General features: G+C 43.5%; 15 protein-coding genes. 1 reads left to right on the top strand and 14 read right to left on the bottom strand.

Annotated elements, in window-relative coordinates:
• Window positions 1-3: 3 nt before the first annotated feature.
• From MHZ92_RS19275 to MHZ92_RS19260, 4 genes are all read right to left on the bottom strand, one after another.
• Complete coding sequence (locus MHZ92_RS19275; RefSeq protein ID WP_239433340.1) at window positions 4-1,596, bottom strand: putative polysaccharide biosynthesis protein; 1,593 nt, start codon at window positions 1,594-1,596, stop codon at window positions 4-6.
• A gap of 157 nt (window positions 1,597-1,753) precedes the next feature.
• Window positions 1,754-2,068, bottom strand: coding sequence for a type VII toxin-antitoxin system HepT family RNase toxin (hepT, locus tag MHZ92_RS19270; RefSeq protein WP_239433364.1), 315 nt, complete (start codon window positions 2,066-2,068; stop codon window positions 1,754-1,756).
• Between the two features lie 25 nt (window positions 2,069-2,093).
• Window positions 2,094-2,609 carry a type VII toxin-antitoxin system MntA family adenylyltransferase antitoxin gene (mntA, locus tag MHZ92_RS19265; protein WP_239433339.1) on the bottom strand — a complete coding sequence of 172 codons (516 nt, stop codon included), beginning with the start codon at window positions 2,607-2,609 and terminating at the stop codon, window positions 2,094-2,096.
• A 9-nt stretch (window positions 2,610-2,618) separates the two neighbouring features.
• Window positions 2,619-3,842, bottom strand: a complete 1,224-nt coding sequence (locus tag MHZ92_RS19260) for a helix-turn-helix domain-containing protein (protein WP_239433338.1) — start codon at window positions 3,840-3,842, stop codon at window positions 2,619-2,621.
• Between the two features lie 194 nt (window positions 3,843-4,036).
• On the opposite strand from MHZ92_RS19260, the gene MHZ92_RS19255 reads away from it, so the two are divergent.
• Window positions 4,037-5,284: an MFS transporter gene (locus MHZ92_RS19255; protein WP_239433337.1), complete on the top strand. Its 1,248-nt coding sequence runs from the start codon at window positions 4,037-4,039 to the stop codon at window positions 5,282-5,284.
• An 80-nt stretch (window positions 5,285-5,364) separates the two neighbouring features.
• Here MHZ92_RS19255 and MHZ92_RS19250 read toward each other — a convergent pair whose 3' ends face one another.
• The 10 genes from MHZ92_RS19250 to spoVG form a co-directional block, all read right to left on the bottom strand.
• Window positions 5,365-6,549 (bottom strand): hypothetical protein, encoded by a 1,185-nt coding sequence (locus MHZ92_RS19250; RefSeq protein ID WP_239433336.1) that lies wholly within the window; start codon window positions 6,547-6,549, stop codon window positions 5,365-5,367.
• Complete coding sequence (locus MHZ92_RS19245; RefSeq protein ID WP_239433335.1) at window positions 6,542-7,165, bottom strand: RNA polymerase sigma factor; 624 nt, start codon at window positions 7,163-7,165, stop codon at window positions 6,542-6,544. The genes MHZ92_RS19250 and MHZ92_RS19245 overlap by 8 nt, the downstream gene beginning before the upstream one ends.
• Window positions 7,166-7,214: 49 nt before the next feature.
• The gene (spoVT, locus tag MHZ92_RS19240; protein WP_239433334.1) at window positions 7,215-7,751 is read right to left on the bottom strand and encodes a stage V sporulation protein T; all 537 of its coding nucleotides are present in this window, start codon (window positions 7,749-7,751) and stop codon (window positions 7,215-7,217) included.
• Window positions 7,752-7,839: 88 nt separating this feature from the next.
• Window positions 7,840-11,373: a transcription-repair coupling factor gene (gene mfd / locus MHZ92_RS19235; RefSeq protein ID WP_239433333.1), complete on the bottom strand. Its 3,534-nt coding sequence runs from the start codon at window positions 11,371-11,373 to the stop codon at window positions 7,840-7,842.
• Window positions 11,374-11,445: 72 nt separating this feature from the next.
• A complete protein-coding gene (locus tag MHZ92_RS19230; RefSeq protein WP_239433332.1) occupies window positions 11,446-11,685 on the bottom strand; it encodes an anti-sigma-F factor Fin in 240 nt (79 codons plus the stop codon).
• 56 nt (window positions 11,686-11,741) lie between these two features.
• The gene (pth, locus tag MHZ92_RS19225; RefSeq protein ID WP_239433331.1) at window positions 11,742-12,305 is read right to left on the bottom strand and encodes an aminoacyl-tRNA hydrolase; all 564 of its coding nucleotides are present in this window, start codon (window positions 12,303-12,305) and stop codon (window positions 11,742-11,744) included.
• Window positions 12,306-12,380: 75 nt separating this feature from the next.
• The gene (locus MHZ92_RS19220; protein ID WP_239433330.1) at window positions 12,381-13,019 is read right to left on the bottom strand and encodes a 50S ribosomal protein L25/general stress protein Ctc; all 639 of its coding nucleotides are present in this window, start codon (window positions 13,017-13,019) and stop codon (window positions 12,381-12,383) included.
• 81 nt (window positions 13,020-13,100) lie between these two features.
• Window positions 13,101-14,060 carry a ribose-phosphate diphosphokinase gene (locus MHZ92_RS19215; RefSeq protein ID WP_239433329.1) on the bottom strand — a complete coding sequence of 320 codons (960 nt, stop codon included), beginning with the start codon at window positions 14,058-14,060 and terminating at the stop codon, window positions 13,101-13,103.
• A gap of 14 nt (window positions 14,061-14,074) precedes the next feature.
• Window positions 14,075-15,445 carry a bifunctional UDP-N-acetylglucosamine diphosphorylase/glucosamine-1-phosphate N-acetyltransferase GlmU gene (glmU, locus tag MHZ92_RS19210; protein WP_239433363.1) on the bottom strand — a complete coding sequence of 457 codons (1,371 nt, stop codon included), beginning with the start codon at window positions 15,443-15,445 and terminating at the stop codon, window positions 14,075-14,077.
• Between the two features lie 190 nt (window positions 15,446-15,635).
• Window positions 15,636-15,920 (bottom strand): septation regulator SpoVG, encoded by a 285-nt coding sequence (gene spoVG / locus MHZ92_RS19205; protein WP_239433328.1) that lies wholly within the window; start codon window positions 15,918-15,920, stop codon window positions 15,636-15,638.
• Window positions 15,921-16,071: the final 151 nt, after the last annotated feature.

The following is a 16,071-nucleotide window of genomic DNA, read 5'->3' as shown; positions in this document are numbered from 1 at the left end:
CATTCACCTTCTATTTTTAGTAAGAATCATTTGTACACGTGCTAATCTTCTTCCAAACGGCAGCAAATACCATTCCTTCTCCGCCATTATACGTGATTTCATGACGACAAGTAGGAAAACGCCCGCACCTAAAGCAACAGAAGTCAGAGCTGTCAACGTCGCTCCAACCCGAGATGATAGATTATCGAATAATAATTGATCCGCTGTAAGCATCCACGGGAAGATGACCGCTGCCATTGCTAGCGTTGCAAGTAGGAGCCAACCGTAAAAACGGATAGGAGCCAGTCTAATTGGCCAAACGGATTTGAAATAAAGCAGCAGTCCGAATGTAATCGCTGCAAAGCCGACATTTCCAGCAATTGCTGCGCCTGTCACATCTAATAGCGGGACTAAAAATTGATTCGCAATGATTTTCAAGACGAGGCCGCCAAGAAGGAAAAGCGTCGGGATTTTCACTTTTCCCGCCCCTTGCAAAATCGCAGTCAACGGCAAAATGAGCGACAGCCAAAAGATCTGAAACGCAAATATGATCAGTGCGACAGACCCATCTCGCGTCTCAAACAGCATTTCATTCACATATGGCAGGACGAATGCAAGCCCAACTGCAGCCGCCCATCCGAATAAAACCGCCGTCCGGAACGTGAGCTGGATGAATGGCTCCGCACCTCGCCCTTCCTTTTTCGCCGCATGATGTGCAATAAGCGGAACGATTGCCAGCGCCAGTGTAGAAGCGATTAGAATCCCCATTTGAACGAGCGGCTGCCCACGGTCATACACACCTTTCAGTTCCATTGCGGTGTCAGCCATGAATCCTTTCGCAAGCAGAATATTATAAACGGTAAACGAATCGGCAAGCTGGAAGAACAGCAGGATGAGCGAACTTGCACTGACACTGATACTGACGAACGTCATATCTTTTACGACCCGCCATGTATCAATCTTCTCCATTGGCCCCTTGAATGCATTCCGGTAATAGAGCGCCAGTATGACGACTCCCGCCGTCTCCCCGACTACCGCCCCCCACATCGCCACTTCGCCGGCTGTGTATAGCGAAGCTCCTGCACGTACCGCCACCCAAGTTCCGATGAGGATGACGGCAACACGGAACACCTGCTCACCGACATTTGAAAACGCGACAGGCGTCATCTGCCCTTCCGATTGGAATGAACCTTTCAATACAGCTAGCATCGGCATGACGAGCACGATATAAGCACCTGCACGAAGAAGTGAGGCAAGTTCGGGATCTCCCATGGCCTGTGCGAAAAACGGAGCAAACGTCATGAGAATGATGAAAAACAATATAGATAATCCGGCCAAATAGAGAAAGGCAACCCGCTTGATCGCCTTCGCCTCGCCATCGTTTGAACTTCCTGCAAGGAGCTTCGAAACCGCCACCGCAAAACCGTACGATGTCCACACGATAAAGATGCCGATGAACGGATACACTTGCTGGTAAATGAAAAAGCCTTTATCCCCGACAAGGTTTTGGAACGGAATCCGGTATACCGCCGCAAGCAATTTGACGATGATGGCCGATATCGTCAGAATCGACGCGCCTTTCATGAATGTTTTCATATTCCAATCCGCTCTCGACATAACTGCGCCTCTTTCGATGTTTAATAGGTATACTATAATATACCATTAACTTTAAAACAGCCACACGCTCCGTTACATACGAAGGTGTGGCTGTTTCATTCATTTAATTATCATCCAACTGTAAAAATACCTTTGTGAACTGTTTCTATATGTTTATTTAAATCGATTCTAAAATATCAAGTTCTAGCGCTTGATATTCATGAACAGCGATATTGCGGAAGCCAACCGTATTCATTAATGTTTTTGAAAGGTTTTGATCAATCAAATCTGCTTCATGTAATAGCTTAAATGCTTCGCGACTCGTTTTTGGAACTCCTAATTTACGTTCACTCACTACATGCATAGCCAAGTCAATACTTGCCTCACAAGCACGTTGGATGTTCAAAACGATACTATCTTGCTTCGTGAAATCTCTTAAATTTTCAGGGTTACCTTCATACACCTCATGAATACGTTTCAAACAGCGCTCAATCGTTGTCGTTTTGTTTTAAATGACGTCATTCATCCCCAAATACACTTCCCCTTTCTTTAATGTCATTAATAATTCTCGCACGTTGCTCATTTAAAGTTGCGTACATACTAAAAGCTCTCATTCTTTGACGGATAAATTCATTTTCATCCTGTATATAGATTGGAATACCTTGTGCAAAGATTTGCATCGTAAAAACCGTATCAATTTCTTTAATATCAATTAAATCCACTTCTCGCCCGCCTATTATGGCAAGCTCATTTATTAGGAGAAAACGATCGTAAGATGATAGTTGCTTGTTGCTAAAATAAGCAAGATCGATATCACTCTCTTTGCGTACAGCATCTTTTGCAAAAGAGCCAAAGAGAATGATGAAAGCTGGATTTACTTCTTGCTTTAACTTTTCAATAAGTTGTTCTTTTATTTCATTTGTTAGCAAACGTATCACCGCCTTATCAATAGTATAAGTGTTTATGGAAAAAACTGCACGACACTCATAAAACTGCATGACCCTCACAATGACAAGTAGTAGTTTACTATTCATATTTTATCTTCATGGTCTTTGTATCATTTTATAGGTCTTCATTATGAAATCCTTATAAGGGGTTCGTGGCATGCTTGAAATATTGTCTACCGCTGTTTCAATCGAACGGTTAGCTTCCGTTTTATTCCCTAAAGTCATATGGCAAAGAGCGGCGTAAGCGTCTTTCTCGTAAAGAATTGATAAATCAAATGGATGATGTGCGTAATCTGGTATTTTCACTTTATCAAAACAAGCCAGCGCTTCCTCATATCTTCCAAGACCATAAAGCGCCTTGCCTTTCTCTTGCAAAAAGGAATAAGAAGTGTGCGATTCGTCAATGCCATGTTTACCATGATGATCTTGGATGAGCCTTAACGCTTTCACATAGTCCTTTTCATAAGTAGTTAAGTAATGAATCTTCACGAAGTTTGTAAAAGGAATTGCATCCCGATCGTCGGCAAATTCTCCGTAGTGCAGAATTTTACGCTCATAATACTGTATGGAGCTTACATCTTTATTCATCATCGCATTCACAATTGCCAACTGATATAAGTGAGCGATGCGATAGAAGATCTGTTGCTCCTTAGAAAACTTTATCCCTTCATTCATGATTCGGACAGCCTCTTCGGAATTGCCGACTGCAAAGTGAAGAAGCGACTCCCAATAATCGAAGTCGAGACGAGTAATAGGTTCAATAAGCCCATTCCTCGCTTCGATTTTAGAACGTTCCTCCAAAAGCAATGTAAGGGAAGCATCATACTCACGCTTAGTGTACTTCACGATAGACTGGAAAATGCCAATTGCAGCAAGGCGACTCGTTAGGTTTAGTTGCTCATAAAGGTTAGCCGCCTTATCTATCCACTCATTCCAGCCGTCCTTCTTAGCATAATAAAGGGAACGTCCATACAACTCCAACAATCTTGCAGCTTCATACCCCTGGTCCAACCTCTCCTTATACGAATCGACAGCATCAATGATTTGCTTATATTTATCCTCCGATTCACCAGTAAAGATATTTTCCACTGTCTTCAATAAATCCCGTAACTCCTGTGGATTTACATCTTCCAGTAGCTCAGACACTTTGACCCCAAGACGCTCCGCAATGTAACTGAGGCTTTCCATCGATGGATTCGCTTTATTGTTCTCAATATAACTCATCATTGCCTTCGTCATCTGTTCTCCCGCCAAAGCGTCCAATGTCATCTTCCTCTGTTTTCGTATCGCCCTGATCCGTTCACCTAAAGTACTCAACATGAACACCCCTCTTTGTTATCTAAGTTAAATTATACTTAACTTTTTCTTGTAACGAAAGTAAATGCGTGCTATTATCTTGTTAAATTAAATTTAACTTTCGGTGAGGAGGTATGTTTTGAGACTCTTTTAATTATTAAATGAGAAGGAGAAGAGTGTACGAATGGGGCTGAAATAACTACAAAGGGGAGATTTGTATGGGGAGAAATTATTTCATTTATATTCTTAGCACAATTGTTGTATCGCTAGGTGGTATGGTTTATACATTTGCAATTTCGTATTTTATTTTACAGGAGACAGGATCTGCGCTGTACTTTTCCATCAATACTGCAATTATAAGTATTGGGGCCATTATCGCTTTACCAATTTCCGGAGTAATGGTAGATAGCATGAACAGGAAGAAGATTGTCCTTTCTTTTGAGGCGCTATCTGCATTGACGTTACTTCTACTATTTTTGTATATTGCCATTTTCGGCTTTAATATTTACGCGCTTTTCATGATCACGGCAGTTCGATCAATTATCACTCCCGTTATATTCAATGCTTTCGACGCGAGCATGACACAGTTATTCGATAAAGAAAACATTCAAAAGACGCTTGGTAAGATCTCAATGTATAAAACGACCATCATGCTTTTAGGACCGATAATAGCGGGAGTCATTTATGGTTTCTTAACATTACAATCAATGATTCTTGTTTTCTTTATCATGCAGCTGATATCTTTGTTTTCAAACTTCTTCTTGAAATTTAGTGAACAAAAATTTGAAGCGGTTAATGAGCGAGAAAGCTTTGGAAACTGGTTCAAAAATTTTTGGGACAAAATTGGCTTTGGCTATCGATTTATCTTGCAATCGGATGTGTTAAAACATCTACTGATGTTATCGGCGGTAATTAACGCTGTAGGGGCTGCAAGTTTTAGCGTTCTGCCGGACACCATCATGATTAAAGAATTGAAGTTCACCCCGCCACAGGTCGGAATCGTAAACACCATCTTTGTCGTTGGAGCACTTGTGGGAAGTCTACTATTATTAAAAAGGAAAATTACAAATCCTCTTAACGTGGTGAAGTATGCTTTCATTGTCGTTGCTGTGTTCTTGCTCTCATTTACATTGCCTGTTTATGTCGAGATGAATACGTTCATATCAATGGCTTACATCGGGTTAATTGGTTTATCGATGGCACTTGTTTTTCAGTTCATATCGATTCCAATGTCATCGTATATGCAAAAGACGATTCCCGACGAGTATAAGGGCAGAGTATTTTCAATCAACGGCACATTAGGCATGATTCTTATGCCGATAGGAACAATCTTTTATGGCGCTTTATACGAAAAAGGCATCTATTTTCCGGTCAACTTATTTTCCTCAATTATCATTTTAGCAGTCGTATTCCTTACCTTAAAACCATTCATAGTGGCGAAAAGCGCTATAGAGTATACTCAATAGGTTTTTCCTCACTTTACCAACAACCACAAAAACAGAGCAATAGCCGAATTGTCTACGTGCTCTGTTTTTCAGGTATGAATTTATTGTTTCCAAGGATTCGGAATATCTTGCATTTCTGGATGTTCCCAGAACTCCGGGCCAGGATAACCGATATATAAATAAAGGTCATTATTAGGTGTTTGTGATGATGCTTTCATTACTTGATACGTCTCCTCTGAGTAGATAAAACGATCGTTATCATCTTCATGCCATGAAGAAATAATTTTAAATCCATCGTAATCATTAAATAATCCATCAATAAAATCTTTATCTACTTTTCTGAATACAATCGAATTTACTTTATCGTTATAAAAACCGAAACTCGCTACCCCTCCATAATCTAGGTAGAAATCAGATTCACTTACATCAGCCTGCTCGATTATAAAATTATCACCCAATCGTTCAATTACTTTTGATGGTGAATTACCTAACGTCAATCCATTTAGATATAGGTAACCTTCTTTTTCAGAGAACGTGGGTTTAGCGAAATCTACATCCGTGTTGGTTGGAGAAGGGTGTTGACTTTTAATATTCTGTTGCGTCATGTATAGATATTCTGCTTTTTTCCCCCAGTGATCCAGTCCAGCACGAAATAGGGATAAGTATAGATTCCCATCCATAGACATCGTTGTTGATGCACGCAGTATTTGGGAAGTTTCCTTGGAGTAGAATAAACGATTATCATCATCAAGATCCCAATGAAATACAAATTTAAATCCACCGTAGTCATTAAATAATTTATCAACGTAATCTTCATCTACATTCATGAATGTGATTGAATCTAATTTATCTTCAATAAAAGAGAATTTCGCCTGACCATAATAATCCATTATAACGTCTGCCTCACTACCGTCCTCTTCACTGTCATCCTCTTGCACTATTGTAAAATTCTCACCGAAGACTTCGATTACTTTTGATTGAGAGTCATCTAACGTTACGCCTTCAAGAAAAAATAATCCTTGTTCTTCGGAGAATGTAGGTTTTGATAAATCCATGTGTAGTTCCGTTGGAGACGGTTGTTCTGCTACAGACGGTTCATTATCAGTCAATACTTCATTTATGACAAAAAGCATTGCGCTCATTGATATTACAGCGGCAATTACGACATATCTCCAATGATGTTTTGGTCTTTTTGATCTGTTTTGGATTTCGTTCAGAACGTTTCGCATAACCCTTTTTTTACTTTCGGTTACATCTTTCACTTCAGTAGGAATGGATTTATCCATTTAACAGCACCTCCCATTCAATTCCTTTCAACTGATTTCTTAATAGTTCTCTCCCTCGGCTTAAACGGGTTTTTACTGTACTTTCCGGAATGGATAAAATATGTGCAATTTCCAAAACCGCCAACTCATTAAAATAAAAATGTATGAGAACTTCCCGCTGTTTTAAGGGCAATTTTAAAATTGCTTCTCCAATAATAGCTTTCTCGTCATTTCTCACCAACTCGTCTACATTTTCTTTACCGGAAGATGAAAAAAATTTGTTCTGTAGTTGGATTTTTCTGTAGGTCCAGCTTTTCAAATAATCCTTGCTTTTATTAATCGTCATTTTCGTTAAATAGGCCTTCACTTTGCCTTGTTCTTCGTAAGAATGTTGGCCGTCGTAAAACTTTATGAATACTTCCTGTACAATGTCCTCTGCCGCTTGGAGATCTTTCACGTAATAATAGGCAAGCCGTATTAAATACTCCGTGTATTGAAACATTAATTCTTTTAATTGATTCGTGCCTGTCACAGCTTCAACCCCTTTCCCTATATAGTAAACGATTCTTAAACTGCTAAGGTTTGTTTTTTTAGAATTGTTCAAAATGTTATATTCGGAAATATAACCGTCAAACAAAAAAACAGCCCACCCGCACCGCTTCTTTCCGGTACGTGTAGGCTGTTTTTTATTGTTCCATCTGTTTCGCCAAAAAATGCGCGGCGGTTTCTGCTGCTTTTTGTTCAGCTTCTCCGATGAAATGGACTTTCGATAGTAAATATACTGCGCCAATTGTATCTCCGCCCGCTACGATCGGAGCGATACAATAGGACTTCACTTGCTCGACTTGTCCCGGCACCCATTCCACTGCCTTTTCAAGTTTTTCCGTTACCATGGTGCGGCCCTTTAAAATATCCTCCACGTCCGGAGCCAATTGGCGGTTCAAATAATCTTTTTTCGATAATCCGGATACGGCGATCATTTCATCTCTGTCACTGATCAGGGCTGGTGTTCCGAGGGTTTCGTATAGTGTTTCTGCGTACTCTTTCGCAAATTGACCGAGCTCGGATATAGGGGAATACTTCTTTAAAATGACCTCGCCATCCCTGTCGGTAAAGATTTCAAGCGGATCTCCTTCACGTATGCGAAGCGTCCGTCTGATCTCTTTCGGGATAACCACCCTCCCTAGATCATCAATTCTGCGCACGATTCCTGTTGCTTTCATGCATGATGCCTCACTTTCCAAAAATTAAAACCGTTTTCCGTTCGGATATAGTATGCATCATGCTTGGACATTTTATGCAATAATTCCTTTAGACGGAATCGACTGGCGAGGTTTCTTTCATCGACGATTTCAAAATCCTCATCATCTCCTCAAGGACATCGAATTCTGTCTTTTTCCCTGCATGGCGCTCATCCACTGTGATGATGAGCCGGCCGTCCTCCATCGTAAATCCAACCGCTCGACCAAGTGCAATGGAGTCTGCAACAATTTTAGCTCCATCCGTCTTCGCCGTCCCTTCTTCGGTTAGGCGGATTTCGATGATGGAACGTTGTTTTTTGATCGATTCGACACCTGCCATGCGGCCCCAAGCTTTGATCCTTCCGACACGCAGCAACAGATCTGCCTCAAATGGCAAGTCGCCGAAGCGGTCTGTCATTTCATCGACGAGTTCGGAGTAATCCTCCTCGTTTTCAATCGCTTTCACCCGTTTATACATTTGAATCTTCTGGAAACCGTCTTTAATATACGAATCCGGCAAATACGCATTGATCGGCAAGGAGATTTCGACATCAGGAATTTCTGATTTTACGATACCTGTCTGCTTCTCTTCGATAGCGTCCTGTAGCATTTGTGAATAAAGGTCGAAGCCGACAGAATCAATAAAGCCGTGCTGCTGGGAACCGAGTAAGTTCCCTGCTCCGCGGATCGACAAGTCCCGCATCGCAATTTTGAACCCAGACCCGAGCTCCGTAAATTCCTTGATTGCCTGCAGGCGGTTTTCCGCCACCTCTGTTAGCACTTTGTCCCGCTGATAGAGGAAATACGCGTACGCGACACGGTTGGACCGTCCGACCCGACCGCGCAGCTGATATAGCTGTGACAAGCCCATACGGTCCGCATCATGGACGATAAGCGTGTTGACGTTCGGAATATCAATTCCTGTCTCGATGATTGTCGTCGTGACGAGGACGTCATATTCGCCTTCTAGGAAGCTCAAGATTACCGATTCAAGTGTTGACTCGGTCATTTGCCCATGGGCAAAGGCGACGCGCGCTTCCGGTACAAGTTGTTTAATTTCATCTACTTTACGTGTCATGTCCTCGACGCGGTTGTATAGATAAAACACTTGGCCGCCTCTTCCCAATTCCCGCTCAACCGCTTCTCTTACAAGACCGAAGTTATGCTCCATGACATACGTCTGGACCGGGAAACGGTTCGCTGGAGGAGTTTCAATGACGGACAAGTCCCGAACACCTAGCATCGACATATGCAGCGTCCGCGGTATTGGCGTCGCCGTCAATGTGAGGACGTCTACATTCGTTTTCAGCTGTTTTAGCTTTTCTTTATGTGATACACCAAATCGCTGCTCTTCATCGACGAGGAGCAGGCCTAGATCTTTATAGACGACGTCCTTCGAAAGAAGACGGTGGGTACCAACGACGACATCAATCGTACCGGCCTTCAACCCTTTCAACGTTTCCGTCTGTTCTTTCCGTGTGCGGAAACGGTTCAATAGGGACACTTCCACCGGAAAACCGGAGAACCGCTCTTTCATCGTCTCGTAATGCTGTTGAGCAAGTATTGTTGTAGGGACGAGGAATGCGACTTGCTTGCCATCCGCGACCGCTTTGAACGCAGCCCGAATCGCGACTTCCGTCTTCCCGTAGCCAACATCGCCACAAAGAAGCCGATCCATCGGACGCTCTTTCTCCATATCACGTTTCACTTCTAGAATGGAACGAAGTTGGTCTTCCGTCTCGTCATACGGGAAGGCATTCTCAAAGGACCTCTGTAAATCATCGTCTGGAGAAAACGCATATCCTTTTTCTGATTCGCGCTTTGCATAAAGTTTGATCAGATCATCTGCAATGTCTTTGACTGCTGAAGACACTTTACTTTTTGTCTTCTTCCATTCAGCGCCGCCGAGTTTATGAAGTTTCGGCTCTTTTTCACCGGAAGCGACATATTTTTGGATGAGATCGATCTGATCCGCAGGGACGAAAAGTTTGTCCTCCCCACGATAGCGAATATCGAGATAGTCTTTATGGATGCCGTTCACTTCAAGCGTGACAACGCCATAATACTTCCCGATACCGTGATGGACGTGAACGATATGGTCACCAGGCTTGATTTCTGAATAGCTTTTAATGCGCTCTGCATTCGTCATTTTCTGTGGACGGGCTTTGCGCTTCGGCTTTCCTTTGAACAGCTCCGCATCGGTTATGACCGCAAGACGTTGGAATGGCAATTCGAAGCCCGCAGACAAATCTCCTTCAATGATGGAGATGCTTCCTGCGTCCGTCTGCTTGCCGTTCAGTGCTGCTTCCATCTCGTAATCTCTTAGAATGGATTGAACTTTTTTCATCCGTTCTTCACCATCCGCAATGATGAAGACATTGTATTTCCCTTGCTGCCAACGTTCCATTTCATTTTTCAACAAGTTCATCTGCCCATGGAATTCCTGCATCGGCTTGCAGGAGAACGACACCGTCTTTTTCAGAACGATACCTGGTACTGCCCGGACGAACAAGGATAAGTATGATTTTGGCTGATCAAGCATTTTGTGCATCTCTTCGAATGAAAAAGAGAGTTTTGCGTCATGGACGATTTTTCCGTCTTCAAGAAGCGTCAGGAACCATTCCTTCTCTTCGCTTTCTAAAGAGGAGGACACTTCAAGAATCCGTCCGATTTCATCGAATAGGACAATGCCATCTTCCGGAAAATAATCGCCGAGATAGGATGGTGTATTTTCCGAGAATGATACATATTTCATCAACCCTTCCGGAGTGATGCCATCCCGTAAAAGGCCGATGTCTCGGGTAATATTCATCGTAAGGGATTCTTTTGTCTCTTCATTTTTCATCCGCTTCAAGCTTGCGCTTAAGGCTCCCTCCAAGTTCGATGCGATTTGTGATAATTCGGCTGCATCCCAAACATATTCCGTCGCAGGAAGAATCGTCACTTCCGTCAACTTGTCGGTCGAGCGCTGATCATCCGCGGAAAATGCTCGAATGGAGTCGACATCCGTGTCGAACAGTTCAATCCGGATCGGGTTTTCCATATGTAATGGATACACGTCCAAAATACCGCCCCTAAGAGCGAAATCGCCCGGCGCGGTTACCATTTCCTGTCTTCCATAGCCCATTTCCACAAGCTTCCGGATCCATTCGTCCACATCGATCGTGTCATCCAGATTGACGGACAAGGAGATATCTAGCCATTTCTCTTTTGGCGGAAGGAGCTTTTTCATCCCCGCAACCGGTGTGATATAGATCCCTTTGCCGATGCGCGCCATATGATCAAGTGTGTCGATACGACTCGCGCGCAGCTCATAACTGGACACGGAAAAATCGGCAGCGATTAATTCCTCTGCCGGATACAAGTGAACGAGTGAATCACCGAGCATCTTCACAAGGTCTTCGTATGTACGCTGTGCTTGCAGCATATTGGGTGTGATAATGAGGATTGGCTTCTCAGCTGACTGCTGTACCGTCTTGAAGAAGACAGCTTTTGCACCGCCTGATAGGCCCGCCAATAATTGACGGTCCTGTCCTGTTTTCAATTCCTCAATTACCTTAGTAATCTCTTTGTCTTGTAGAAATAAATCTATGAGCGCATCCAATGATCATTTTCCTCGCTTTGCTGTAATTGAAGTGAAAAAAGCTTTGTGCGCACGATACGCCAAAGCATAAAATTATTGTAGCCATTTCCGTAATGCATAGTAATCCGGATTCTGACGAAGTGACTGTTCGCATTGCTCACAAATGCAACGTACGGTCACTGAACCGTTTTTATCATATTCCAAAAATTGCTCATCCTGTCCTTGCTCCGCCTTTTCAAGTTCCCGGATAATTTCCTCGGCGGATGAGAACGGGATGCTGCCGACCTCTGTATTGCAATGCCTGCAAGAATATCGTATCTTCGATGGTTTCATCAGTTTCATCTGCCCCTTTTTATCAAAGTATAGGCTAGGGAGCAGATGATTATTCCTTATGCGCCATTATAGTTATTCATTACCTCTAAAAATGGGCTTTTTAGCCAATCGATACAAGCAGAAGCGCTTTTTTCCACCATTTCTTCAATGAGGGGCTGTTCTTCTTTGCTGAATGGAGCTAATACGTAATCGGATACTTTCATGCCGCCTGTCGGACGGCCGATGCCGATGCGTATTCTGTTGAAGGAGTCGGAACCAAGATGAGCAATTAATGATTTCATGCCATTATGGCCGCCGGCACTGCCCTTTTGACGCAATCGCAGTTTGCCAGGAGCGAGGTCAAGATCATCATATAAAACAACGATATCTTCGAGCTCTACGTCATAATAATCCATGAGAGGAGCAACACATTCTCCGGAAAGGTTCATATACGTCAACGGTTTGACGAGCATCACTTTTCCTTCTGGACGATGAATGATCGTATAGGCACCATTGAATTTCATTTGCATCGCGGGTGTGTCTAAGCGATCTGCTAATTCATCGATTGCCTGGAATCCTACGTTATGCCGGGTCTTTTCATATTGCCTCCCCGGATTTCCGAGGCCGATTATCATTTTCATAAGGCGTATCTTCCTTTTGAATAAATTATAAAAAGGGCGCACGCTTTGCACGTGCGCTCCTAAATTGAGTTATTATTATTCTTCTCCCTTGTCTCCCTGATTTTCTCCGACAAGTTCAGGTTCGGCTTCAGCATCCGGAAGGTTATCTCCGTCCAATTCCTCTTCGGAACGTGGAGCAGAGATGGTCACAAGTGCATGGTCATCTTCATTCAAAATTTCGAATTTCGAATTCTCACGCACGTCCGCGACAGTGATTGTCTCTCCAATTTGCAATGCAGAAACATCGACTTCAAACGACTCCGGAATATCCGTAGGCTTGACTTTGATTTTCACTTCGCGGTTCGGCTGCTGTACGACGCCGCCTTCCTTCTCGCCGACCGATTCGCCGACAAGTTGTACTGTGACATCGACTTCCAGCTCTTCAGACATATCGATTGAAAGGAAGTCCGCGTGACGGATCTCGCCTTTCAAAGCATCTTCTTGGAATTCGTTCAAGACGACGTTTAATTTCTTGCCGTCGAGCTCAAGCTTAATGACGCCATTGCGCCCTACTTCACGCAATGTTTTCAACAAGTCGCCCTCTTTTACGGCAATCGGTGTGTTTTCTGTATTATAACCATAAACGACTGATGGGATATACCCTTCATTTCTAAGTGCTGTTAATGCTGATCTCGTTTTTGTTTCTCTTGTTTTCGACTGAATTGCTGTACTCATTTGCGTAGTCACCTTTCCTAAAAAAAGTTATCTATCTCTTGAAATACCCAAAATCAGACGACATGAAACTAACTAAATTGCTTATTCAAATAATGTGCTGACAGATTTTTTCTCAAATACACGGATTACTGCTTCGCCCAAAAGCTTGGCAATCGATAATTGCTTGATTTTCAGGGACTTTTTGCTTTCCGGTAATTCGATTGAATTCGTAATGACCAATTCTTTAATTTGCGAATTGTCGATCCGCTCGATTGCAGGGCCGGATAATACCGGATGCGTACAGCAAGCGTACACTTCCTTCGCGCCATTCTCGATTATCGCGTTCGCTGCGATTGTAATCGTTCCGGCAGTGTCGATAATATCATCGATCAAGATAGCTGTTTTCCCTTCGACGTTCCCTACGATGCTCATCACTTCTGCAACGTTCGGACGTGGGCGGCGTTTATCGATAATCGCGATTGGTGCTTTCATGCGGTCCGCCATTTTTCGTGCACGTGTAACACCGCCATGATCCGGAGATACAATGACGAGTTCACTGCCTTCCAAGCCTTTTCCTTTGAAGTATTCCGTCAAAATCGGCTCTGCTACGAGGTGGTCGATCGGAATGTCAAAGAAGCCTTGGATTTGTGGTGCGTGCAAATCAATGGCGATCACGCGGGTTGCACCCGCTTTTTCAAGCAAGTTCGCCACAAGCTTCGCCGTGATCGGTTCACGGGAGCGTGCTTTGCGGTCTTGTCGCGCGTAGCCGTAATAAGGCATGACAACATTAATTGTACGTGCAGAAGCACGCATCAATGCGTCTATCATAATAAGGAGCTCCATCAGGTTATCATTGACTGGATTGGAGGTTGACTGGATGACAAAGACATCACAGCCTCGGATACTTTCTTCGATATTAATTTGAATTTCTCCGTCGCTGAAACGTTTGACGGAGCACTTGCCGAGTGGGCGTCCGATTTCGTCCGCTACTTCTTGTGCAAGTGTTTGGTTGGAATTTAAAGAGAATATCTTCAGTTTATCATTAGGATAATGATTAGCCATCATGGTCCCCCTGGTTAGTTAAGTTTTAATTTTGTTGCGTATCCTTCTTTATTCTCCTGTCGCGCGCGCCCAATTGCAAGTGAACTTTCTGGTACATCTTTTGTAATCGTTGATCCAGCCGCTACATAAGCGCCTTTTCCAATTTTTACAGGTGCCACCAGATTGGAGTTGCAGCCGACAAACGCGTCATCTTCAATCGTTGTCTGATGCTTGTTCTTTCCATCGTAATTCACCGTGATCGTTCCGCAGCCGATGTTGACATGGGTGCCGACCTCAGCATCTCCGATATAGCTGAGGTGAGAAACCTTGCTTCCTTCTCCTAACCTTGACTTTTTCACTTCGACAAAATTGCCGATTTTTACATTGTCGCTGAGATTGGATTCCGGACGGATATGTGCGAACGGGCCTACTGTCGTACCGGACCCGATCTTGCTGTCCCGTACAACTGACGAATGGATGGTTGTAGACTCGCCAATTTCACAATTGGCGATATGACTATTCGGTCCAATGATACACTTTTCCCCGATGACCGTCTGTCCTTCGATCATCGTGCCTGGTTGAAGAACTGCATCCCGGCCGATTTTAGCATCTGCGCTAATATACGTGTTGCTTGGGTCGATAATTGTAACGCCGTTTCGCATATGGAATTCTGCGATCCGTCGACGCATCACTTTTTCCGCTTCCGACAAGATGACCCGGTCGTTAATACCGATCGTTTCACTAAAATCATCGGTTACATAAGCGGAAATCAAAGACTGTTCGGATTTCAATATGCCGATGACGTCGGGCAAATAATATTCGCCTTGTGCGTTGTCATTCTTCACTTTTTTCAACGCTTCGAACAGTGCACGGTTATCAAAACAGTATGTGCCTGTATTGATTTCAGTCACTTTGCGTTCTTCAGGCGTTGCATCCTTATGTTCGATATTGCGAAGGACGTTTCCTTGCTTATCTCGGATAATACGGCCGTAGCCTGTAGGGTCGTCGGCGTGAGTGGTCAGAATTGTTGCTTTCGCCTTCGTTTCGATATGATGCGCAATCAATGCTTGCATCGTTTCCGAAGTGATAAGCGGTGTATCTCCACAGACGACAAGCGTAGTCCCTTCCAATTCACCTAGCTGATCCTCAGCCTGTTGAACTGCATGAGCTGTTCCAAGCTGTTCAGCCTGAAGGGCATATTCACTTTTCGTACCAAGTGTTTCTTCTACCTTTTCCGCACCGTGGCCGACGATCGTTACGATCTTTTCTGCTCCGATGCCACGGATATGGTCGACAACGTGTTCGACCATCGGTTTTCCACAGACAGGATGCAATACTTTATATAAATCGGACTTCATCCGCGTCCCTTGCCCTGCAGCTAGGACGATGGCATATGTATTCGTCATTTGCTGGCCTCCATCCATAATTTCATTATTGACTATAGCTGAAATTAATATTAATTTCAACTATCCCCCCTTGACAACGGCATGTAATTCTTTTAATATTGTTGTTTTCATTTTTCCTTATAAAAAGCACAGAATCGATGTGTAGTTTCAACACCGATTCTGTGCTTCATTTTTCTATTTATTCGGAAGCTCACGCGCCGGCTTCTTCCAATACCCCTTTTTCCTCGACTGTGTGATAAGCTGTCAGGACCGCCTCTTGGACTTTCATCCTTGCCGCGGTATTGATAGGATGTGCCACATCGCGGAATTCCCCTTCCGGAGTACGTTTGCTTGGCATCGCAACGAACAAGCCGTCATTCCCCTCAATGACACGAATATCATGTACGACAAATTCACCATCCAAGGTAATCGATGCGATCGCCCTCATGCGGCCGTCCGTCTCAACCTTCCTCAGTCTAACATCAGTAACTTCCATTAACTCCCCACTCCCTTTGTTGTTTCTTCTAGCTCAGGTGTACCCTTCGCTTCGGTTTATAGTCCACAACGACTATATTCTACAAAAGTAAGCATTTCCCTTTTATTTTTTCGAAGTTTTTCTAAAAAATTTTTATATCAGTTTTTTTCAA

The sequence above is a fragment of the Sporosarcina sp. ACRSL genome (assembly GCF_022346605.1).
Classification (GTDB): domain Bacteria; phylum Bacillota; class Bacilli; order Bacillales_A; family Planococcaceae; genus Sporosarcina.
Note: the sequence above shows the minus strand (reverse complement) of the source record. Positions and strands in the feature narration are given on the sequence as shown.

What these genes read in the sequence shown, in the direction of transcription:
- MHZ92_RS19275 (WP_239433340.1), bottom strand. Translation starts at nt 1,596, where the DNA reads ATGTCGAGAGCGGATTGGAATATGAAAACATTCATGAAAGGCGCGTCG.
- mntA (WP_239433339.1), bottom strand. Translation starts at nt 2,609, where the DNA reads ATGAATAGTAAACTACTACTTGTCATTGTGAGGGTCATGCAGTTTTAT.
- MHZ92_RS19260 (WP_239433338.1), bottom strand. Translation starts at nt 3,842, where the DNA reads ATGTTGAGTACTTTAGGTGAACGGATCAGGGCGATACGAAAACAGAGG.
- MHZ92_RS19255 (WP_239433337.1), top strand. Translation starts at nt 4,037, where the DNA reads ATGGGGAGAAATTATTTCATTTATATTCTTAGCACAATTGTTGTATCG.
- MHZ92_RS19250 (WP_239433336.1), bottom strand. Translation starts at nt 6,549, where the DNA reads ATGGATAAATCCATTCCTACTGAAGTGAAAGATGTAACCGAAAGTAAA.
- spoVT (WP_239433334.1), bottom strand. Translation starts at nt 7,751, where the DNA reads ATGAAAGCAACAGGAATCGTGCGCAGAATTGATGATCTAGGGAGGGTG.
- MHZ92_RS19230 (WP_239433332.1), bottom strand. Translation starts at nt 11,685, where the DNA reads ATGAAACCATCGAAGATACGATATTCTTGCAGGCATTGCAATACAGAG.
- pth (WP_239433331.1), bottom strand. Translation starts at nt 12,305, where the DNA reads ATGAAAATGATAATCGGCCTCGGAAATCCGGGGAGGCAATATGAAAAG.
- MHZ92_RS19220 (WP_239433330.1), bottom strand. Translation starts at nt 13,019, where the DNA reads ATGAGTACAGCAATTCAGTCGAAAACAAGAGAAACAAAAACGAGATCA.
- MHZ92_RS19215 (WP_239433329.1), bottom strand. Translation starts at nt 14,060, where the DNA reads ATGGCTAATCATTATCCTAATGATAAACTGAAGATATTCTCTTTAAAT.
- glmU (WP_239433363.1), bottom strand. Translation starts at nt 15,445, where the DNA reads ATGACGAATACATATGCCATCGTCCTAGCTGCAGGGCAAGGGACGCGG.
- spoVG (WP_239433328.1), bottom strand. Translation starts at nt 15,920, where the DNA reads ATGGAAGTTACTGATGTTAGACTGAGGAAGGTTGAGACGGACGGCCGC.